The organism is Roseovarius sp. MMSF_3359, from assembly GCF_030733385.1.
Classification (GTDB): domain Bacteria; phylum Pseudomonadota; class Alphaproteobacteria; order Rhodobacterales; family Rhodobacteraceae; genus Roseovarius.
In genome coordinates, this window is sequence record NZ_JASHJC010000001.1 from 130,137 (window position 1) to 149,795 (window position 19,659).

18 protein-coding genes and 1 riboswitch are annotated in these 19,659 nt (G+C 61.8%); of the genes, 15 read left to right on the forward strand and 3 right to left on the reverse strand.

From position 1 onward, the window contains the following. Positions 1-3: 3 nt before the first annotated feature. The gene (locus RBB29_RS00580; RefSeq protein ID WP_306113208.1) at positions 4-705 is read left to right on the forward strand and encodes a DNA helicase; all 702 of its coding nucleotides are present in this window, start codon (positions 4-6) and stop codon (positions 703-705) included. A gap of 352 nt (positions 706-1,057) precedes the next feature. Next, a riboswitch (cobalamin riboswitch) is annotated at positions 1,058-1,248 on the forward strand. A 102-nt stretch (positions 1,249-1,350) separates the two neighbouring features. After that, positions 1,351-1,617: a hypothetical protein gene (locus RBB29_RS00585; protein ID WP_306113209.1), complete on the forward strand. Its 267-nt coding sequence runs from the start codon at positions 1,351-1,353 to the stop codon at positions 1,615-1,617. 215 nt (positions 1,618-1,832) lie between these two features. On the opposite strand, the gene RBB29_RS00590 is transcribed toward RBB29_RS00585, so the two are convergent. After that, positions 1,833-2,054 carry a DUF1127 domain-containing protein gene (locus tag RBB29_RS00590; protein WP_306113210.1) on the reverse strand — a complete coding sequence of 74 codons (222 nt, stop codon included), beginning with the start codon at positions 2,052-2,054 and terminating at the stop codon, positions 1,833-1,835. A 249-nt stretch (positions 2,055-2,303) separates the two neighbouring features. Between RBB29_RS00590 and RBB29_RS00595 the strand changes: the two genes are divergently transcribed. The 7 genes from RBB29_RS00595 (at position 2,304) to RBB29_RS00625 (ending at position 9,777) form a co-directional block, all read left to right on the forward strand. Next, positions 2,304-3,368, forward strand: a complete 1,065-nt coding sequence (locus RBB29_RS00595; RefSeq protein WP_306113211.1) for an Mrp/NBP35 family ATP-binding protein — start codon at positions 2,304-2,306, stop codon at positions 3,366-3,368. Between the two features lie 324 nt (positions 3,369-3,692). Continuing rightward, a complete protein-coding gene (locus RBB29_RS00600; protein ID WP_306113212.1) occupies positions 3,693-4,463 on the forward strand; it encodes an HpcH/HpaI aldolase/citrate lyase family protein in 771 nt (256 codons plus the stop codon). After that, positions 4,456-5,397 carry an ROK family protein gene (locus RBB29_RS00605; RefSeq protein WP_306113213.1) on the forward strand — a complete coding sequence of 314 codons (942 nt, stop codon included), beginning with the start codon at positions 4,456-4,458 and terminating at the stop codon, positions 5,395-5,397. The genes RBB29_RS00600 and RBB29_RS00605 overlap by 8 nt, the downstream gene beginning before the upstream one ends. Positions 5,398-5,545: 148 nt before the next feature. Beyond that, entirely contained in the window at positions 5,546-6,601 is a 1,056-nt protein-coding gene (locus RBB29_RS00610) for a saccharopine dehydrogenase (protein ID WP_306113214.1), read from the forward strand. Then, positions 6,602-6,850, forward strand: a complete 249-nt coding sequence (locus tag RBB29_RS00615) for a SemiSWEET family sugar transporter (protein ID WP_306113215.1) — start codon at positions 6,602-6,604, stop codon at positions 6,848-6,850. A 14-nt stretch (positions 6,851-6,864) separates the two neighbouring features. Beyond that, positions 6,865-8,004 carry a saccharopine dehydrogenase family protein gene (locus RBB29_RS00620; RefSeq protein WP_306113216.1) on the forward strand — a complete coding sequence of 380 codons (1,140 nt, stop codon included), beginning with the start codon at positions 6,865-6,867 and terminating at the stop codon, positions 8,002-8,004. Positions 8,005-8,217: 213 nt separating this feature from the next. Continuing rightward, entirely contained in the window at positions 8,218-9,777 is a 1,560-nt protein-coding gene (locus RBB29_RS00625) for an ATP-binding protein (protein ID WP_306113217.1), read from the forward strand. 53 nt (positions 9,778-9,830) lie between these two features. Here RBB29_RS00625 and RBB29_RS00630 read toward each other — a convergent pair whose 3' ends face one another. Continuing rightward, on the reverse strand, positions 9,831-10,319 hold the full coding sequence (locus RBB29_RS00630) for a peroxiredoxin (protein ID WP_306113218.1): 489 nt from the start codon (positions 10,317-10,319) through the stop codon (positions 9,831-9,833). Positions 10,320-10,412: 93 nt separating this feature from the next. Between RBB29_RS00630 and RBB29_RS00635 the strand changes: the two genes are divergently transcribed. The 3 genes from RBB29_RS00635 to RBB29_RS00645 all read left to right on the forward strand — a co-directional run bounded on the left by RBB29_RS00635 (position 10,413) and on the right by RBB29_RS00645 (position 12,695). Beyond that, the gene (locus tag RBB29_RS00635; protein ID WP_306113219.1) at positions 10,413-11,624 is read left to right on the forward strand and encodes an NAD(P)/FAD-dependent oxidoreductase; all 1,212 of its coding nucleotides are present in this window, start codon (positions 10,413-10,415) and stop codon (positions 11,622-11,624) included. Continuing rightward, a complete protein-coding gene (gene rsmD / locus RBB29_RS00640) occupies positions 11,621-12,181 on the forward strand; it encodes a 16S rRNA (guanine(966)-N(2))-methyltransferase RsmD (RefSeq protein ID WP_306113220.1) in 561 nt (186 codons plus the stop codon). The genes RBB29_RS00635 and rsmD overlap by 4 nt, the downstream gene beginning before the upstream one ends. A 67-nt stretch (positions 12,182-12,248) precedes the next feature. Beyond that, complete coding sequence (locus RBB29_RS00645; RefSeq protein ID WP_306113221.1) at positions 12,249-12,695, forward strand: hypothetical protein; 447 nt, start codon at positions 12,249-12,251, stop codon at positions 12,693-12,695. A gap of 41 nt (positions 12,696-12,736) precedes the next feature. On the opposite strand, the gene RBB29_RS00650 is transcribed toward RBB29_RS00645, so the two are convergent. After that, on the reverse strand, positions 12,737-13,954 hold the full coding sequence (locus RBB29_RS00650; protein WP_306113222.1) for an FAD-dependent monooxygenase: 1,218 nt from the start codon (positions 13,952-13,954) through the stop codon (positions 12,737-12,739). A 91-nt stretch (positions 13,955-14,045) separates the two neighbouring features. On the opposite strand from RBB29_RS00650, the gene RBB29_RS00655 reads away from it, so the two are divergent. From RBB29_RS00655 to RBB29_RS00665, 3 genes are all read left to right on the forward strand, one after another. Further along, complete coding sequence (locus tag RBB29_RS00655) at positions 14,046-15,374, forward strand: amidase (protein ID WP_306113223.1); 1,329 nt, start codon at positions 14,046-14,048, stop codon at positions 15,372-15,374. A gap of 216 nt (positions 15,375-15,590) precedes the next feature. Beyond that, entirely contained in the window at positions 15,591-16,769 is a 1,179-nt protein-coding gene (locus RBB29_RS00660) for an aminotransferase class I/II-fold pyridoxal phosphate-dependent enzyme (RefSeq protein ID WP_306113224.1), read from the forward strand. 18 nt (positions 16,770-16,787) lie between these two features. Next, positions 16,788-19,637 carry a DNA translocase FtsK gene (locus tag RBB29_RS00665; RefSeq protein WP_306113225.1) on the forward strand — a complete coding sequence of 950 codons (2,850 nt, stop codon included), beginning with the start codon at positions 16,788-16,790 and terminating at the stop codon, positions 19,635-19,637. Positions 19,638-19,659: the final 22 nt, after the last annotated feature.

Sequence of the window (19,659 nt, forward strand, 5' to 3'; positions counted from 1 at the left end):
CAAATGAAACTGTCATCACCGATCTTCAAACTGAAACGTCAGGCCAAGGTGCTCGCCCGGCAGGAGGGCATCCGCCTTCATGAGGCGCTTGACCGGTTGGCCATCGCGGAAGGGTTCCGGAGTTGGAGCCATCTTGCCGCCGCTCAACCAGAGCCGCGACCCGCGCAGAGCATCCTTAAGGAGATCTCCCCGGGAGAGATGTGCCTGATCGCCGCGCGGCCTGGTCAGGGTAAGACGCTTCTGGGGCTTGAGCTTGCCGCGCGAGCGGCTGAGATCGGCCGGCAAGGATACTTCTTTACGCTCGACTTCAACGCAGCGGATATCGGGGCCTGTTACCGGACGCTTGGGATCGAGCCACGGGCCGTGATCGTGGATACGTCGGACGACATCTCGGCGCAGCACATCGTCGAGAAACTAGATGGCGCGGATCGCCATGCGCTGGTCGTTATCGACTATTTGCAACTGTTGGATCAGAAGCGATCCAACCCCGATCTTGCGACCCAGATTGGAATGCTGCGAGCGCACAGTCGATCAACCGGCAGGGCGGTTTTTGTGATCGCGCAGGTCGATCGGCGGTTCGATGAGAGCGGCAAGGCCATGCCCGACATCACGGACATCCGACTGCCCAACCCGTTGGATCTTTCACTCTTTGATCGGGCGTGTTTTCTCCATGCGGGTCACATTCACGTTCAGGCCGCGGCGTAGCGGATCGCCCGACGTAAACTACTGATTTAATGTTAAAAACAGCAGATGTGGCCGGACACGCACACGTCCGGCCACGCCCTGTCGGACCATTCTTTTTGGGTGAAGCGCGGCGGGATGACGTGTCGCGCTTCACCTTCTTTTGATGGTCAACGCAATGGGAGGAGGTATTGCCGTCAGCCATCTTGTACCCTCACTTTGCCGCATCGCGGCATCGAATCAACAAAAAATGCTGCAATCGCGAAATATTCCGATCGTGGCAGGTGCGGATGACTGGTTTTTAGGGCGGATGATATTTCTTTGGGCAGTTTTTAGGTGGCCGGTTGAAAAACGCTTGAGATGTGATCGCTTCTCGGCCACAGTCGGGGTCCGAGGTGCCGTCTTGTCAAGGCGGAGAATTGGGAAGCCGGTGCAAATCCGGCGCTGCCCCCGCAACGGTAAGGATGGGGGATGCTGCAATAGCCACTGGGCCGCGACGGCCTGGGAAGGTGCCGCATCCGAGAGCCCCGCCAAGCCCGGAAACCAGCCTTGGACAAACGTCAAACCGCGGGGGGCGGTGGGGACGGTTGACATGGCCCCGATGACGCCTGCCATCCTCCTGATCTTCCTCCGCCCCATCCGGCCCGGGGTGTGGCCGGGGAGAAGAAGATGATGAGCATTACCCGCATTCTCAACGGGCTCGAATGTATGAATGAAACCGGAAACGACGCTGTGCAGGCGGCGCGTCTGGGGTTTCTGGAATGGGCGTTCTGCGCGCGTGACGGCGGCACACCGCAAGCCGCACGCGCCGCTTTGGGAGATCCGGCGGCACAAAATGCCAGTAGTGATGCAGCCAAGGCCTTTGTCGCCTATCTGCGCGATGCGACGCGGCCCGTCGTGGCCCGTCCCCGCCGCCGCTCCCGTCTGCTGCACTGAGCTTCGCGCGAAACGAAAAAACGGCGGCACCCAGGGAGGAGAGGGTGCCGCCGCTCTGTCTACGGATGACCTCAGGGAGGAGGAGAAGGTCATTCGTATGGCGTTTGGGCCATCGGCCCGGATTTTGGGCAGTAGCGGCGCCCAGGGAGGAGGTGGTGCCGCTACCGCAATACAGATGCCCTAAGGGAGGAGAAGGAGCATCCGATCTTCTGCGCTCAGGCGCGTGTTCCGTAGACCGCGGCGCTGGCGGCGGCGCGGATGTTCGAACGGTCGAGGCCCAGGTCCTTCAACTCGGCCGGTCCCAGTTTCGACAGTTCCGCAACCGTGCGCTTGTAGGCGCGATAGTCTGCGATACGGGTCATGAGCGCATACACGGCTGCGCTGATTTCAAGTTGCAGGCCACTAACGGCGCTGCGGTTTTGGGTTGCAAATGCCATTGTCCGGCTCCTTGCGTCATGTCGGTTCTGCGCTGACCCTCAAAAGGTCGCCGCGCTTGTTGGGGTATAGATACGCCGATGCTGCAGGTGCACAACCCCCGACCGGAACAATGCTGCTATGCAGCATTTGCATGGCAAGAACTTCCCTAACGTCATGTAATAATACAACTTTATGGTTAACGTGATGAGCTGCTATTGCCCTTTGCCAGAAAACCATCACCTATGGTGCAGACATCAGGGGAGGATCGAATGACCATTGATCGCAGTACCGTCGAAGCCCGGCTTGCGCAGATTGCGCTGCCCGATGGTGGTGACCTCTTGTCACGCGATCTGGTGCGCGCCCTGACCATCGAGGGCGGCACGGTGCGCTTCGTGATCGAGGCCCCCAGTACAGAGTTGGCGCAGCAGATGGAGCCATTGCGTGCCGCTGCCGAGCGCGCCGTGCTGGCGCTTGAAGGCGTCTCGGAGGTTTCCGTCGCGCTGACCGCACATGCGCCGACCCCCAAACCGCCCAGCCTCAAGATCGGCGGCCATCCCAAGGCGCAGACGTCGCCACCGAAACCCGCGAGTGTGAAATCCATCCTGGCGGTTGGATCTGGCAAGGGTGGCGTGGGCAAGTCCACCGTTTCCTCCAACCTCGCCGTGGCCCTTGCGCGTGCAGGCCGGCGCGTGGGTCTTCTCGATGCGGATATCCATGGGCCGTCGCAACCCCGCATGATGGGGGTCACTGGGCGGCCTGCCAGCCCGGATGGCAAGATCATCGAGCCACTGCACGCCCATGGTGTCACCCTCATGTCGATTGGCCTGATGCTCGACCCGGACAAGGCGGTGGTCTGGCGCGGGCCGATGTTGATGGGCGCATTGCAGCAGATGATAAGCCAGGTGAACTGGGGCGACCTGGATGTCCTGATTGTCGATCTGCCGCCCGGGACGGGAGATGTGCAGCTGACGCTTTGCCAGAAGGCCGAACCCTCCGGCGCGATCATCGTCTCGACGCCGCAGGATGTGGCCCTTTTGGACGCGCGCAAGGCGATGGACATGTTCAGGACGCTGAAAACGCCAATCTTGGGTCTCATAGAAAACATGTCGATCTTCCATTGCCCCAGTTGCGGGTATGAGGCGCATATCTTCGGCCATGGCGGGGTTGCCGACGAGGCCAGGAAACTGGATCTGCCATTTCTGGGGGCGTTACCAATTGATCTGGACACGCGGCTTGCCGGGGACGCGGGGACACCGGTCGCCGCGGGCGATGGCCCGATGGCCGAGGCCTATGCGGCATTGGCCAAGCGGTTGATTGACGGTGGGGTCGCCTGAGGCGGTTGGGGGCGCCGCGCGATCGCCAGACCGCCCGCAAGGGCTGGCGATTTGGTGGGGTCGCGACGACGAATTTAGGTTTTTCCGAACTTGGCAAAGATAAAGTGCGTCTCACAACGGTTGATCGCCACCCCGCGGCCGGGCAGTCGTACGGCTCGTTCTCTACCTTCGGCTTCCTTCGCAAACCTGCCATTTCACCTGACCCCGTTTGTGACAGCGTCACCCCGAAGCGCAAAGTGCATCGTGGCCCGTCAAACAAAGCCGATACACTCGCCTTTTCATCCGGCAACGGTCTAAGATCGGGAAAAACCAAGAGGAACCCCGATGCCCGCTCCCGAAAACACCTTCAAGACCGCCTTGGCATCCGGACAGATGCTCTATGGTTGCTGGGCCGGGTTTGCCGATGCCTATGCCGCCGAAATACTGACAACCGCTGGTTTTGACTGGCTGGTGGTCGACGGTGAGCACGCGCCCAATGACCTCCGCACGATCATGGCGCAGCTTCAGGTGATCGACGGCAGCGGCACCGCACCGATCGTGCGATTGCCGATGGGCGAGCCATGGCTCATCAAGCAAGTGCTGGATGCAGGGGCGCAGACCCTTCTGATCCCCCTGGTCGAAAGCGCCACCCAGGCGACGGAGCTTGTTCGGGCCATGCGTTATCCGCCAGAGGGTATCCGGGGATCCGGGGCGGCCCTGGCCCGTGCCTCGCGATTTTCCGACATCCCGGACTATATCGAAACCGCCAATGAGCAGATGTGCCTGCTGGTGCAGGTCGAAACCCGCGCCGGGCTCGCGGCATTGGGCGACATCGCGCAGGTCGATGGCGTTGATGGCATTTTCATTGGCCCCTCGGACCTGGCCGCCGATATGGGGTATCTGGGCAAAAGCGATCACCCCGAGGTTCAAGCCGCGATCAAGGAGGCCCTGTCGGATATCCGCGCGGCGGGAAAGGCGGCGGGCATTCTTGCGGTGGATCACGACACTGCGCTCACCTATCGCGATTGGGGGGCGCAGTTTCTGGCCGTGGGGATCGACGTGGTGATGCTTGCCACCGCTGCGCGGGCAACGATGGCGCGCTGGCGTGATGGATAAGCGGTTTCTGCTGGCCGATGTGGGCGGGACCAACACGCGCCTTGGCCTGGGCGGTCCCTCCGGGCTTGACCCGGAAACGGTGGCGACCTTTCGCAACAGTGACCATGCCGGTTTTGTCGGTGTCCTGAGCACCTATCTGGATCGCTACCCGGGGCCTCTAACGGCCATCTGCGCCGGGGTTGCCGGACCGGTCCGGGACGGTAATGCACAGCTGACCAACCTCGACTGGTTCATCGACGCCGGTGAGGTGCAGGCCGCGACCGGCGCGGCGTCGGTGCATCTCATCAATGACCTGCAGGCGCAGGGTTATGCGCTCGATGATCTGCCCGGCAGTAGCATAACATCTCTTTTCCCCGGCCTCTCCCCGCCGCCACTCACCGCGCGGCTGGTCATGGGCCTCGGGACCGGGTGCAACATCGCCGTGGTCCATCGCACCGCACAGGGCCTCTTTGTCCCAGCATCAGAGACCGGCCATACCAGTTTGCCGCATTTCGAGGGGGATGCGGGTAAGCTCGTGACCTTTCTGTCGCAAACCCATTTCCATAAACCGATCGAGGCGGCCCTCTCCGGGACCGGGCTGGCGCGCATTTACCGCTATATCTCGGGCCAAACGCTGCCAACGCCTGATATCATCCGCCGTCATGTCGAAGAGGATATTGAGGCGACAAGCGCCGTTGCTCTTTTTGCTGAAATCCTCGGAACCGTTGCCGGAAACATCGCCCTGTCGCATCTGCCGATGGGGGGGCTCTATTTCATCGGCGGGACGGCCCGGGCGGTTGCCCCGCATCTCGCAGAACTGCGCTTTTTGGACTATTTCACTGCCAAGGGCCCTTACACACCAATCGTCAAAGATATCCCCGTCTTCCTGATCGACGATGACGCCGCCGCCCTGCACGGCTGCGCCCGGTACCTCCGACAGGTCTTACCCGTCTGAGGGCGCAAGCCAGACCCTCAGGGCGATGGCATTTTCGGCTCGGGAACTGGAACGGGGCGTGTCCGAGCCAAGGACGGCGCACCTTTCCAAGCCGCCTCGACTATCGGCGCAATTGGCGGCAGATTGGCGGAAAAACGGGAATCATGACATGACACATCTCTGGGTCCGCGCGGAACAGCGCCCGAATGAGGAGCGCGTGGCGCTCACCCCTGACGGGGCCGCGCAGCTTCTGGCGCAGGGCATTCGTGTGACGGTCGAGGAGAGCCATGTGCGCGCCATCCCGATGGACGGCTACCGTGCGGCGGGCTGCGATGTCGCGCCGGAAAACACGTGGCCTGAGGCGCCGGAGGATGCGATCATTTTCGGGGTCAAGGAGTTGCCCGAGGATGGAACGCCTTTGCCGCACCGGCACATCCTCTTTGGCCATGCGTTCAAGGGGCAGCATTCGGGGCGTGTCCTGCTCGAACGGTTCAAGGCCGGCGGCGGTACGCTCTACGATCTCGAGTATCTGGTGGATGAGACGGGACGTCGCGTGGCCGCCTTTGGATACTGGGCGGGGTATGCGGGCGCGGCGGTTTCATTGAAATGCTGGGCGGCGCAGCAGCAGGGCGCGATTTGCCCTTCGGTGGGGACCTATGCTGGCAAGGAGGCGTTGCTTGCCGATCTCGCCCGCGATTTGGAGGCCAGCGGCGCGTCACGGCCCACCGCAATCGTCATCGGGGCGCTGGGCCGGGTCGGCAGCGGCGCGTCGGACCTCTGCACCGCGATGGGCATCACCCCCACCCGCTGGGACATGCACGAGACCGCCCATGGCGGGCCTTTCCCTGAAATCCTCGGTCATGACATGTTCATCAACTGCATTTTTGCCCGCCCCGGTACGCCGGTCTTCGTGCCGAAATCGGCGCTCAGCGCAGAAAGACAGCTCACCGTGATCGGGGACGTCGCCTGCGATCCGGACAGCGATTACAACCCCGTGCCGGTCTATGACCGGGCGACCACATGGGATGAACCGGCCTTGAGGGTGCATGACGCGCCGCCGCTTGATGTGATGGCGATCGACAATCTGCCATCGCTTCTCCCGGTGGAATCATCCGAGGATTTCGCCGAACAACTTCTGCCGTCGCTCTTGCAACTGGGTGAGCTTGACGCCAGTGTCTGGGGCCGGGCAAAGGCGACGTTCGACAAGCATATGAAAGACATCTGATTGGCCATCTACATCGGATATCTCGCCGCGATCATGGGCACGATCTGCTGGATCCCGCAGGCGTACAAAGCCTGGGCCACCCGCGATACATCGGGCCTCTCGCTGCCGTCGAACCTGATGTTTCTGACAACGGTTTCCCTCTGGCTGCTCTATGGGATACTAATCACCGACTGGCCGCTGATCCTGGCCAATATCTGCGCCACCACGGCGATGCTGATCATCGTGGCGGCCAAGCTGAAATACAAATGACGGGGAACGAGACGATGACAATTCACTGGTGCGGCACCGGCCTTTCGGCCATTCCCGGTTTGCGGCGGTTGATCACGGCGGGTCATGAAGTCACGGTCTGGAACCGGACACTCGACAAGGCCGAAAATGCCGTGGGCGATCTGACCAAACGGATCATGGCCTTCGACGCCGATGCGCTTGCCGCAGAGGTACAGGAGGGCGACATCGTCGTTTCCATGCTGCCCGGCGACTGGCACGTGCCGCTGGCCGAGATGTGCATCAACAAGGGTGCGCATTTCGTCTCGTCCTCCTATATCGCCCCTGAGATGCGCGCGTTGCATGCCAAGGCGTTGCTGCGTGGCGTGTCCTGCGTGAACGAGGTCGGGCTGGACCCCGGCATCGACCACCTGATGGCGCATCACCTCGTGTCGGATTACCTGGCGTCGGACGCCTATGATGCGGAAAGTGACCTATCGTTCATCTCCTATTGCGGGGGCATTCCGAAACACCCGAACCCGTTCCGCTACAAGTTCAGCTGGTCGCCCCTGGGGGTACTCAAGGCGCTCAAATCACCTTCGAAATCAATCCGAAATTACACCGAGCTCAACGTGGCGCGGCCTTGGGACGCGATCTCGAGCTATACCGCGCCCTTGCCCACGCCGGAGAGTTTCGAGGTCTACCCGAACCGCGACAGTCTGCCCTTCATGGAGGATTACCGGTTTGAGCCGCATTGGCGGGTCAAGGAATTCGTGCGCGGCACCCTGCGCCTCAACGGGTGGGCCGAGGCGTGGAAGGACGTCTTTGAGGAGATCGAAACGCTTTCCGGCCCCGAGGGCGACGCGCGGCTCAAGGAAATGTCCGATCAGTTCTGGGCGGAGAACGCCTATGACGAGGATGAGCCGGACCGCGTAGTGCTCTGCGTGGCGCTCAAGGCGGAGCGGGATGGCAAACCCGTGTGGCACAAGACCTTCGTGATGGACGCCTGGGGCGATGCCCGCGGCACGGCGATGGCACGGTTGGTCTCGATCCCTGTGGCACTCGCGATCGAAGCGGTCATGAACCGGGAGATCCCCGCAGGCGTGACACCGGCGCCCTCCGATCCCAAGCTGGTCAGCCGCTTCCTGTCAGAGATCGACACCCTGGCGCAACACCTTCGGGTTGTGGATCATCTCTGACCGAATTGATGTCTTCCGGCGGTCTTCAAAGTCCAAATGCCGGAAGAAATCTATCTTTTTTGCAATGCCATGACACCGTCTAAGCCATTGCCTGGAAACCATACCAAGACCCTTCTTGTCCGGAGAGACAAGACAAACGCCTGCATTTTGTGATATGGCCGCTCACTTATAACGTGTGCGCGAATTTTGACAGGGCTTTGGGGGAAATGTGACGTGGCCAAGAATATCTTGCGGTATTGGCAAGAGGGGGCCGCGGATCCCTTGGAGCCACTCTTTGAATTTGCCCCGATCCTCATGCATTCAATTGCCCAGGACGGCACCCTTATCGACGTCAGTGTCTTCTGGGCCGAAAAACTGGGCTATTCCCGCGACGAGATGATCGGCCGGAAATCGACGGAGTTCCTGACCGAGGCCAGCCGGGAAAAGGCGCAGACCGAGACCCTGCCCGCGTTTTTCAGGGCCGGCCTTATCAGCAACGTGGAATACGACTTTGTCCGCAAAACCGGGGAGGTTCTGCCAGTCTTGATGTCCGCGATCGCGCAATATTCGCCCGAGGGGGAGTTTGTCAGGTCGCTCGCGGTTCTCTTCGACAATAGCGAATACAAGCGGCTGAATGCGGAAATGAACCATAACCGCCGCATGGAGGCGCTTGGCCAACTGGTGGCCGGGGTGGCTCATGATTTCAACAACATCCTGACGGTGATCAAGGGCAACACCGAATTCATGCAGGCAAATCCGGACGATCCGGATCGAAAGAATTTTCTGCGCGATACCTGGCGATCTGCCGAACGTGGCGAGAAACTGACGCAGTTGCTGCTGGCTTATGGGCAGCGCAGCCACCTTGAGCCGAAACCCTCGGACCTCAATCAGATCATCCGCGAGATGGACCACCTGATGCGGCGGGTTCTGCCGGCCAAACTCGACATTTCCGTTGTGACCGCGGGGGGCTTGTGGGGGGTGACCCTCGACCCGCATCAGCTTGAAACCGCCGTTCTCAACCTGCTCAACAACGCCCGCGATGCCATGCCGAAGGGGGGCAAGATCACCATCGAGACCTGCAATGTCAGGATTTCCGAGGAGTATATTACCGCGCGCGACGAACATATCCTGCCGGGTCGCTACGTGATGCTGGCCATCTCGGATACCGGCGACGGGATGGGACCGGACGTGATGGATCGGATTTTCGAGCCCTATTTCACGACCAAACCATTCGGGCAGGGGGCGGGTTTGGGCCTTTCGATGGTGTTTGGCTTCGTCAAGCAATCCGGTGGCACGATCCGGGTCTATTCAGAGGCGGGGTTTGGCACGACCTTCAAACTCTATTTCCCGGCAACCAGCTTCGATACGACACCCCCTGATGTCACCGCGCCCGACGGAGTCGCAGCCCCGGTCCCCGGTCCGCTGGCCGAGGTGCTTATTGTCGAAGATGAACCCGATGTGCGCCGGGTTCTGGCCAAGCTCATCGGCAATGGGGGCGTATCCGTCTCGCAATCGGCCTGCGGTGACGAGGCGTTCACCCTATTGCTGACCGGTTACCGGCCGAGGGTCATCGTGACCGATATCATCATGCCGGGCGCCTTGCAGGGGCCGGAACTGGCCGAAAAAGCGCGCGAGATGATCGAGGATCTGGAGGTGATTTTCATCTCCGGTCTGCCGCAGGAAGCGGCGATCCATGGCAATGGGATCGGTGACAATGACACCCTCGTGACGAAGCCCATCGACGGCGCCAAGCTCCTCCGGGAAATCCGGAAGAAGCTGGAGAAAGACACCTGAAAAAGGCGCGCCGTGACCGGCCCGCCTTGTTATCGTGTCTATGGTCTGTCGGCTCAGATCGCGTCGAGCAGTGCCTCGCCGCCCGATACCTCGCAGACGCCGGGGTTTTCCTCTGCCTGCAACACGCTGACCGTGCCATCATCGACCAGCATCGCGTAGCGTTTGGAGCGCGACAGCAAACCGGCAGGAGGGGCGTCGAAATCCATGCCGATGGCCTTGGTAAAGGACGCATCCGCATCGCCCAGCATGGTGATACCGGCATCGCTGGCGCCGGTCGCATCGCCCCAGGACTTCATCACGAAAGGATCGTTGACACTGACGCAGATCACCTCGTCCACGCCTTTTCCGGCCAAGGCATCCTTGGTGCGGATAAAGCTCGGCACATGGGCGGAATGGCAGGTTGGTGTAAACGCGCCCGGCACCGCGAAGATCACCACTTTGCGACCCTTGATCTTGTCTTCCAGCGATACCGCCTCGGGGCCGTCCGCACCCATTTGCATCAGCGTTGCACTTGGAAGTTTGTCGCCCGTTGAAATAGTCATTGTCGCATCCTGTCTATATTCCTGTTTCCGGTGCGTTTAGATATAGGCCGGGACAGGTGGCATTGCCACGCATGATTGCAGGGAGAAAGCGGAATGACGCGGGTTGTTGTTGTGGGCGCGGGGCAGGCAGGGTCGTCGCTGGTGGCCAAACTGCGCAATGGGGGCTTTGACGGGCATGTCACGCTCATCGGTGAAGAACCGGTGCCACCCTATCAGCGCCCGCCTCTGTCCAAGAAATACCTGCTGGGCGAGATGGAACTGGAACGCCTTTATCTGAGGCCCGAAAGTTTTTATGGCGAGAACGATATTGACCTGCACCTGAACGCGGAGGTCTCAGGGATCGACCGCGCCGCCAAGGAGGTTGTCGTTGGCGGGGAGCGGTTGCCCTACGATCACCTCGCCCTGACCACCGGATCGACGCCCCGGCGCCTGCCTGCGGCCATCGGTGGCGATCTGGATGGGGTCTTCGTTGTGCGCGACCTCAAGGATGTGGACACGATGGCGCCCGGGTTTGGGCCGGGAAAGCGGGTGTTGATCGTCGGTGGCGGCTACATCGGGCTTGAAGCGGCGGCTGTTGCGGCCAGCAAGGGGCTCGATGTTGTTCTGGTCGAGATGGCGGACCGCATCCTGCAACGGGTTGCGGCGCCGGAAACCTCCGATTTCTTCCGGACTCTGCACAAGGGCCACGGGGTCGATATCCGCGAAGGGATAGGGCTGGAGCGTTTGACCGGTGAGGGCCATGTAAGCGGCGCGCGCCTGAGTGATGGAACCGAGCTCGACGTTGATTTCGTGATTGTCGGCGTGGGCATCATGCCCGCCACGGCCCTGGCCGAAGCCGCCGGACTTGAAATCGACAACGGGATCAAGGTCAATGAACTGGGCCAGACCAGCGATCCCACAATCTGGGCCGCCGGCGATTGTGCCTCCTTCCCGCACGCCGGTGGCCGCATTCGCCTGGAGAGCGTACCGAACGCCATCGACATGGCCGAATGCGTGGCCGAGAACATCATGGCTGCGAACAAGACATACGTGCCGCAACCGTGGTTCTGGTCCGACCAGTATGACGTGAAACTGCAGATTGCCGGGCTCAACACCGGCTATGACCGTATCGTGACCCGCCCCGGGGACGGGCCCACCAATGCTTCCTTCTGGTACTACAAGGGCGATCAGTTGCTTGCCGTGGACGCGATGAACGAACCGCGCGCCTATATGGTCGGAAAACGGCTGATTGACGGCGGCAAGACCGCCGATCCCGCCATTGTCGCGGACCCGGAGGCCGATCTGAAACAACTGATGCGCGCGTGAGGATCATCGGCGGCACCCACCGGGGCCGGGCCTTGGTGTCGGTCGGCAAGGGGGATGCCGCCGCCCATTTGCGCCCCACGACCGACCGGGTGCGCGAGAGCCTCTTCAACGTGCTTGCGGGCGGGTATGGCGATCCAGTGACCGGTGCGAGGGTGCTGGATCTTTTTGCCGGGACTGGGGCGCTTGGGCTTGAGGCGTTGTCGCGTGGGGCAGCGGCGGTGTCCTTTGTCGAAGATGGCCGCAAGGCGCAAAAAATCCTCGTGGACAATATCGCGCTGCTGCGCGTAGGCACCGAGGCGAAGGTCATCCGCCGCGATGCGCGCCGGCTGGGCGACAATCCCGATGCCACCTATGACCTGGTGTTCCTTGACCCGCCTTACGGCAAATCCCTTGGCGAGGCCGCAATGCGGGCGGCGCTGGCCGGTGGGTGGATCGCGCCCGATGCGCTGATCGTCTGGGAAGAAAATGCCGCGCTTGAGCCTCCCTATGGGCTTCACCTGCTGGAGGCGCGCAAGTACGGCGACACCGTAATTTCGTTCCTTGAGAACAAAACCTGAATCAAATTCACTCAGTTTTAATCAAGTTCTGTTTTTGTTCTCTTTGTCACCAGGACGGAGAGTTAAGATGTTTCACCCCCGCGAGATCGCTGATGAGTTGGCTGGAATTCGGTCTGAGATTAACGCGCTGAAATTACGCGAGAAGATGTTGCGTGAGGTGGTGTTGAGTGATCCTGACAGCCATGCCGGGCAGCACCATGAGGTTGTGGTCAAAAAGCAGAAAGAGCGTGTTCTGCTGCGTGACAGGCTGCCCGCACATGTCCTTGAAAACCCCGCCTATTGGGAAGAACGCGAAATCCCCGAGATTACCCTGCGTGAGCGCGACAACTCAGATGTTGTCGACCTGGCATCGCGCCGAATTTTCACCGCAAGCCCGGTGGACGACACGCCGGTTGCCCCGCGCCGTGCCGTGCGTCCTGGTGATCCCGTGGCTGCGCGCCCCAAGGCACCGGTTCTGCGGCTCGTCTCACCTGATGCCGAAGATCACGACGTGTTGGAGCCGATTGCAGGCTAAACGAATTTGGTGGATGCGCAGAAACCCGTCGAGCAGGTTTATCATCCGCGCATCAGATCAGGGAGGTCTCCGGTAAGCCCGGCGGCCTCCCTGATAAATTTCCGGCGCAGGGTTGGCATCGCGTTGATCGCGCCCATCCCCAAATCGCGCCCGAGCCGAAGAAGCGGGTTATCGTTGGAAAAGAGCTTGTTGGTCAGGTCCGTGGCAAGGGCCAGGGTCGCAGTGTCGAACCGCCGCCACTGCTGATAGCGGGCGAGTACATCCGGCGCGCCGATATCTTCGCCCCGTTGGGTCGCCTCGCTCAGAACCTGCGCCAAGGCACCGATGTCACGCAGCCCCGCATTGAGGCCCTGACCGGCAATCGGGTGCATGCCATGGGCCGCGTCCCCGATCAGCGCCACGCGGTCCGCCACGAAGGAATTCGCCACGGTCAGGCCAAGCGGATAGGTGAACCTTTTGCCCCGCAGTTTGATCTCGCCCAGAAAATCGCCGAAACGTGGCCTCAGGACTTCCATGAAATCATCGTCTGATAATGCTGCGAACTGGGCGGCGGTCTCTTCGGTCTCGCTCCAAACGATCGAGCTGACATTGCCCGGCAGGGGCAGGATCGCCAGCGGTCCGGGTGGCATGAAGAATTGATGCGCAATGCCATGATGGGGCCGCTCGTGTTCGATGGCGCAGACCAGCGCGGTCTGACCGTAGTCCCAACCGGTGCGCCGGATGCCGGCCCGGGTCGCGGTGCCGGAGCCCCGCCCGTCGGACCCGATCAGCAGACGGCTCGCAAGGGTCTTGTCCGAGGCCAGTGTGACCGACACGCCGGAATGTTTGACCTCCTGCGCGATGACGGTCTCGCCGGAGAGATGCGTGATACCCGCGGTCTCGTCCATCGCCTCCAGGAATGCCCGGCGCAGGAAGCGATCTTCGAGCATATAGCCCATCGGCCCTTCTTCGATCTCCGCATGGTCGAAATGCATGAAAAAGGGGGAGGGGCCTTCGCCCGCGCGCCCATCGGTGACCTTGATCTCCAGCATCGGTTGCGCGTTTTCCGACACCCTGTCCCAGATGCCAATGGCGCGCAGCAACCGGACCGAGGCCAGCGCCAGGGCATAGGACCGCCCGTCAAACGCGGCGTTCTTGCGGATCTTTTCGCCGAGGCTGTCGATGACGGTGACGCTGTGGCCCGCTTGCGCCAGGGCAAGTGCCATGGCCGGGCCGTTCAGCCCGCCGCCCACGATGAGGATATCGCTTGTCTGCGTCATGCCCCTACATATGGCCGCGCGCGCGGGATTGTCCATGCGCCGGAAGGCCGCTACCGTCGGAATCTGCGCGGACACATCCAAGGGGGCGATCATGCAGGACTGGCTATGGAAATCGGCGGCGGATCTGGGCCGGGGCATCGGCACGGGCGAGATCGACCCGGTGGCCCTCACCGAGGCCTATCTTGAGGCCATGGATGCGCACGCCGCGCGTGACCGGATCTATTCTGCGGTGACCCATGATCGTGCCCGGGCCGAGGCCGCCGCCGCGGCGGCGCGCGCGAAAGCCCGCCAGCGTCTTGGCCCGCTCGATGGTGTCCCGATCAGTTGGAAGGACCTTTTTGACAGTGCGGGTGTCGAGACCTGCTCGGGCTCGGCCCTTTTGGCGGGCCGGGTGCCGTCGTACGATGCCAAGGTGTTGCAGGCGGGCACCGCCGCGGGCCTCGTGTGTCTTGGCAAGACCCATATGAGTGAGTTTGCTTTTTCGGGCCTCGGCCTGAACCCCGTGACCGCGACACCGCCCAATGTGAACGATGCAAAGGCCGTGCCGGGGGGATCGTCCTCGGGTGCTGCGGCCTCGGTGGCGTTTGGGCTCGCCGCCTGCGGGATCGGCTCGGACACGGGCGGCTCGGTGCGCATCCCCTCGGCGTGGAACGACCTTGTGGGGCTGAAGACAACCAGCGGCAGGATAACACTCGAGGGCGTCGTGCCGCTTTGCGCCCGGTTCGACACTGTTGGGCCACTGGCGCGCACGGTTGAGGATTGTGCGTTGATGCTCGCCGCGCTGGAGGGCGGGCGCGCCGCGGATCTGCGCGGTGCGTCGCTGAAGGGCCTGCGGTTTGCCGCGCTCCAGACCGCGGTGATGGAGGATGTGCGCGACGCGCCACTGGCCGCATACCAGGACGCAGTGGAGCGGTTGCAGGCCGCCGGTGCCACGGTCGAGAAAATCGACGCTCCCGAAGTGGCCGAAGCGATGCCGATGTCGGGCCTTTTGTTCACCGCCGAAGCCTATGGCACCTGGAAAGACGTGATCGAGGCTGATCCGGGCAAGATGTTCGCGCCGATTCTCGAACGGTTCCGTTCGGGCAAGGATTTCAAGGCCGCCGATTATGTTGCCGCCTGGCGACGGTTGGACGGTTTGCGGGCCGATTGGCACGCCCGGGTTGCGGGGTATGACGCAGTGCTCATGCCGACTGCCCCGATCCTGCCGCCCGATGCGGAGCGGCTGATGACCGATGACAATTATTACCTTACCGAAAACCTGCTGGCGTTGCGCAATACGCGGGTCGGCAACTTGATGGGGCTTTGCGCGGTCAGCCTGCCAACAGGCGTACCAAGCTGCGGGATCATGCTTTGCGGTCAACCCTTTGCTGAAGAGCGGCTTTTGCGGGTGGCGGCAGCGGCCGAGGCGGCGCTTGGCTGAAACCGGGGCCTCGGCGGGAGTTTTCCGGGCAAATCGAAGCCGGAACGCGGGGCTTTTCCCTTGAAAACAAGGACAATGGCGTGCGGGTGTGCCGCCTTTGCCAAAAATGCCACAATTGCCCCTCAAGGCATTGGTTTTGCTGGACCTCTGTGCGGTTGATCAGGTAGATTCACACCAAACGGGACGCTGACGATCCCGAACCTGAGGCAGATTTATATGTTCCCCGAGCGGTTTTCGAACCTACCGGCCTATGCGTTTCCGCGCCTGCGGAGCCTTCTGGACGCCCACGCGCCCGGCGGCGATGTGATGCATATGACAATCGGGGAACCGGGACATGATTTCCCCCGCTGGATCGTTGATATCATTGCGGAAAATGCTGATGGGTTTGGCAATTATCCCGTCAATGAGGGGGCACCGGGGCTGCGCCGCGCGATCTGTGATTGGGTTGGGCGGCGCTATGGTGTGACGCTGGATGCGGACGCGAATGTGATGGCGCTGAATGGCACCCGTGAGGGGCTTTACAACGCCATGATGGCGCTCTGCCCGGAAACCAAGGGCAGCGCCCAGCCCAAGATCCTGCTGCCGAATCCGTTCTACCAAGTTTACATGGTTGCGGCGCTCAGCGTCGGGGCAGAGCCGGTGTTCCTGCCTGCCACGCGCGAAACCGGGTATCTGCCTGATTTTGCGGCGGTTTCTCCGGAGATTCTGAACCAGGTGACGGTGGCCTACCTGTGCTCGCCCAGCAACCCGCAAGGCGCGGTGGCCAGTCGGGACTATTGGGCCGATCTGATTGGTCTGGCCGAGAAATACGATTTCAAGATCTTCGCCGATGAGTGTTACTCCGAGATTTACCGCAAAGATCCGCCGACCGGCGCGTTGCAGTTGGCGCGAGAGATGGGTGCCGATCCGGAGCGGATGGTGATTTTTCATTCCCTCTCGAAACGCTCGAACCTGCCGGGGTTGCGCAGCGGGTTTGTCGCTGGTGGCCCAGAGACAATCAAACGGGTGCGCCAATTGCGCAACTACGCCGGCAGCCCCTTGCCGATGCCGCTGCAACACGCGGCGGAGAAGGTCTGGGATGACGAGGCGCATGTGGTCGAAAACCGTGCGCTTTATGCGGCGAAATACGCGAAGGCCGACGAAATCATGGGCGATGTGCCGGGCTATACCAGCCCGGAGGCAGGGTTTTTCCTGTGGCTGCCTGTAGGTGATGGCGAAGAGGCGACGATGAAACTCTGGCTCGAGACCGGTGTGCGCGTGTTGCCCGGTGCCTATCTGAGCCGCGATGCCGGGGGCGAAAACCCGGGCAAGGGATATATCCGGGCCGCGATGGTGGCCCCAATAGAAGAGATGGCGCAGGGCCTTATCCGGCTTCGCGACTGTCTGTTTAGTTGAGTGCGAAAGAGGGAAGACATGGCATATCAGGCACGGGGACGTGATCCGCTGTTGGACAGCAACATGGCCGAGGCGATCGAGAAACGCGGCAAGGAATTGCTGGGGCTGGTTCTCATGTGCCTGGGCGCGATGGCGGTGGCGATGATCGTCTCCTACAGTCCGGACGACCCGAGCTGGATGTCGGCCACGGATGCGCCGATTGAAAACCTGCTCGGGCCGATCGGGGCCACGATTGCGGCACCTCTTTTCATGATCGTGGGCTGGGGCGCCTGGGGTCTGGCCATTGTGCTGGGCGTCTGGGGCGCGCGCTTCGCGCTTCATCGCGGGCAGGAACGCGCCATCGGTCGGTTGATTTTCGCACCGATCTGGGTTGCGGTACTGGCGCTTTACGCCTCGTCGCTGACACCTGGCGAAGAGTGGAATGCCACCCACAACTTTGGCCTCGGCGGCCTTTTCGGTGATACGGTTCTGGGCGCGACGCTTGGCATTATGCCCTTCAGCGCGAGCCTTTCCCTGAAACTGCTTTCGATCCTTTTGGGCATTGGAATGCTCGTTCTTGGGGCCTTTGTGCTTGGCTTCACCCGTATCGAGATTGCCCGTCTGGGTCGTTTCCTGCTGGTGGGCATCATCATGACCTATGCCAGTATCATGATGCTCCTCGGCAAAGGCGCCGCAGGGGCGGGTAGCGCCGCGCGGGTGATGCAGGAACGGTTGGCGGATCGGCGCGAACGGCGCCTGGTGGACGCGGATGAGTTCGATGCGGATGATGGTATGCGACGCGAACCCGTAGTGATGCGTACCGCGCCGCTTGCGGATGAGGATGACGTTGTGGAGCCGGTCGAGAAGTCCGGTGGCCTGCTGTCGCGGATGCCGTCGTTGATCCGCCGTCCGGAAAAGATGCCGGAACCGGAGCTGATTGAAGCCGCCTATGAAGGCGATCCCGAGGCCCCCGGTGACGAGCGGATCAGTGCCAAGATCGCTGATGTCATCCGAGCGCGAGTGCGGCAGAACCCGGCGGTTCAGTCGGCTGCCGTGGCGCCGCTGACCAAGGGGCGCGGCCGGGGTCCGGATCCGCTGATCCTTGACACAACCCCGCCCGGTTTGCGGGCGGAGCCGCCATTGACCGCCGACCACATGGCAGATCCGTCGCTCACTATGCCCGAAGCACCTGTCGAGGAGGAAATCTTCGAGGCCGAGCCGGTCGAATACGCCGCAGCAGAGGCGCCGCGCATTCCGGTGGCCGAACCGCGCAAGGTGGTGCAGCACACGCCCCGCAAGCCGGTGCAACCCTCAACGCGGGCAATGGCCGAGGCGCAACCGAAACTCCAATTCGAGGAAAAGCAGGGTGTGCAGTATGAATTGCCGCCGCTGAGCCTCCTGTCGAACCCGGTCAATATCAAGCGGCATCACCTGAGCGATGAGGCGCTGGAGGAAAATGCGCGGATGCTGGAAACCGTGCTCGATGATTATGGCGTCAAGGGTGAGATCGTGAGTGTCCGCCCGGGACCGGTGGTCACCATGTACGAACTTGAGCCCGCACCGGGTTTGAAGGCCAGCCGCGTAATCGGTCTTGCCGACGATATCGCGCGGTCCATGTCGGCGCTTTCCGCGCGGGTCAGCACCGTGCCGGGCCGCAGCGTGATCGGCATTGAACTTCCCAATGAAAACCGCGAGATGGTGGGTTTCCGCGAGATCCTGTCGAGCCGTGACTATGGCGACGGCAATCAGAAACTGCCGCTGGCCCTGGGCAAGGACATCGGCGGCGATCCGATTGTCGCGAACCTGGCCAAGATGCCTCACCTGCTGATCGCGGGGACGACCGGGTCGGGTAAATCCGTGGCGATCAACACGATGATCCTGAGCCTTCTCTACAAGCTCACGCCGGATGAATGCCGGATGATCATGATCGACCCGAAGATGCTGGAACTCAGCGTTTATGATGGCATCCCGCACCTGCTGAGTCCGGTTGTGACCGACCCGAAAAAGGCGGTTGTGGCGCTGAAATGGGTCGTGGCGGAAATGGAAGACCGCTATCGCAAGATGTCCAAGATGGGTGTGCGCAACATCGACGGCTACAACGGTCGGGTGAACGATGCGCTGGCCAAGAACGAGATGTTCAGTCGCACGGTCCAGACCGGTTTTGACGATGAGACCGGCGAACCCGTCTTCGAGACCGAAGAGTTTGCACCTGAAAAGATGCCCTATATCGTCGTCATCGTCGATGAGATGGCCGACCTGATGATGGTCGCGGGCAAGGAGATCGAGGCGTGTATCCAACGGCTGGCGCAGATGGCGCGGGCCTCGGGCATTCACCTCATCATGGCCACGCAGCGCCCGTCAGTCGATGTGATCACCGGCACGATCAAGGCGAACTTCCCCACGCGGATTTCCTTCCAGGTGACGTCGAAAATCGACAGCCGGACGATCCTTGGCGAGATGGGGGCGGAGCAGCTTTTGGGTATGGGTGACATGCTCTACATGGCCGGTGGTGGCAAAATCACCCGCTGCCACGGGCCGTTTGTCAGCGACGAAGAGGTCGAGGAAGTTGTGAACAACCTCAAGGCCTACGGACCGCCGGAATATGTCAACAGCGTCCTGAGTGGCCCCAGCGAGGAGAAGGCCGACAGCATCGACGCGGTGCTGGGCCTTAACACCGGCGGCAATACGGACGGTGAAGATGCGCTTTACGATCAGGCGGTGGCGATTGCGATCAAGGACCGCAAGTGCTCGACCTCCTACATCCAGCGGAAACTGGCCATCGGGTACAACAAGGCCGCGCGGTTGGTTGAGCAGATGGAGGATGAAGGCATCGTGAGCGCCGCAAACCACGTCGGCAAGCGCGAAATTCTGGTGCCTGAACAGGCCTGATCGCCTCGACAATCACGGACCG

Coding starts and splice junctions, on each gene's coding strand:
- RBB29_RS00580 (WP_306113208.1), top strand. CDS start 4: ATGAAACTGTCATCACCGATCTTCAAACTGAAACGTCAGGCCAAGGTG.
- RBB29_RS00585 (WP_306113209.1), top strand. CDS start 1,351: ATGATGAGCATTACCCGCATTCTCAACGGGCTCGAATGTATGAATGAA.
- RBB29_RS00590 (WP_306113210.1), bottom strand. CDS start 2,054: ATGGCATTTGCAACCCAAAACCGCAGCGCCGTTAGTGGCCTGCAACTT.
- RBB29_RS00595 (WP_306113211.1), top strand. CDS start 2,304: ATGACCATTGATCGCAGTACCGTCGAAGCCCGGCTTGCGCAGATTGCG.
- RBB29_RS00600 (WP_306113212.1), top strand. CDS start 3,693: ATGCCCGCTCCCGAAAACACCTTCAAGACCGCCTTGGCATCCGGACAG.
- RBB29_RS00605 (WP_306113213.1), top strand. CDS start 4,456: ATGGATAAGCGGTTTCTGCTGGCCGATGTGGGCGGGACCAACACGCGC.
- RBB29_RS00610 (WP_306113214.1), top strand. CDS start 5,546: ATGACACATCTCTGGGTCCGCGCGGAACAGCGCCCGAATGAGGAGCGC.
- RBB29_RS00620 (WP_306113216.1), top strand. CDS start 6,865: ATGACAATTCACTGGTGCGGCACCGGCCTTTCGGCCATTCCCGGTTTG.
- RBB29_RS00630 (WP_306113218.1), bottom strand. CDS start 10,319: ATGACTATTTCAACGGGCGACAAACTTCCAAGTGCAACGCTGATGCAA.
- RBB29_RS00635 (WP_306113219.1), top strand. CDS start 10,413: ATGACGCGGGTTGTTGTTGTGGGCGCGGGGCAGGCAGGGTCGTCGCTG.
- RBB29_RS00645 (WP_306113221.1), top strand. CDS start 12,249: ATGTTTCACCCCCGCGAGATCGCTGATGAGTTGGCTGGAATTCGGTCT.
- RBB29_RS00650 (WP_306113222.1), bottom strand. CDS start 13,954: ATGACGCAGACAAGCGATATCCTCATCGTGGGCGGCGGGCTGAACGGC.
- RBB29_RS00655 (WP_306113223.1), top strand. CDS start 14,046: ATGCAGGACTGGCTATGGAAATCGGCGGCGGATCTGGGCCGGGGCATC.
- RBB29_RS00660 (WP_306113224.1), top strand. CDS start 15,591: ATGTTCCCCGAGCGGTTTTCGAACCTACCGGCCTATGCGTTTCCGCGC.
- RBB29_RS00665 (WP_306113225.1), top strand. CDS start 16,788: ATGGCATATCAGGCACGGGGACGTGATCCGCTGTTGGACAGCAACATG.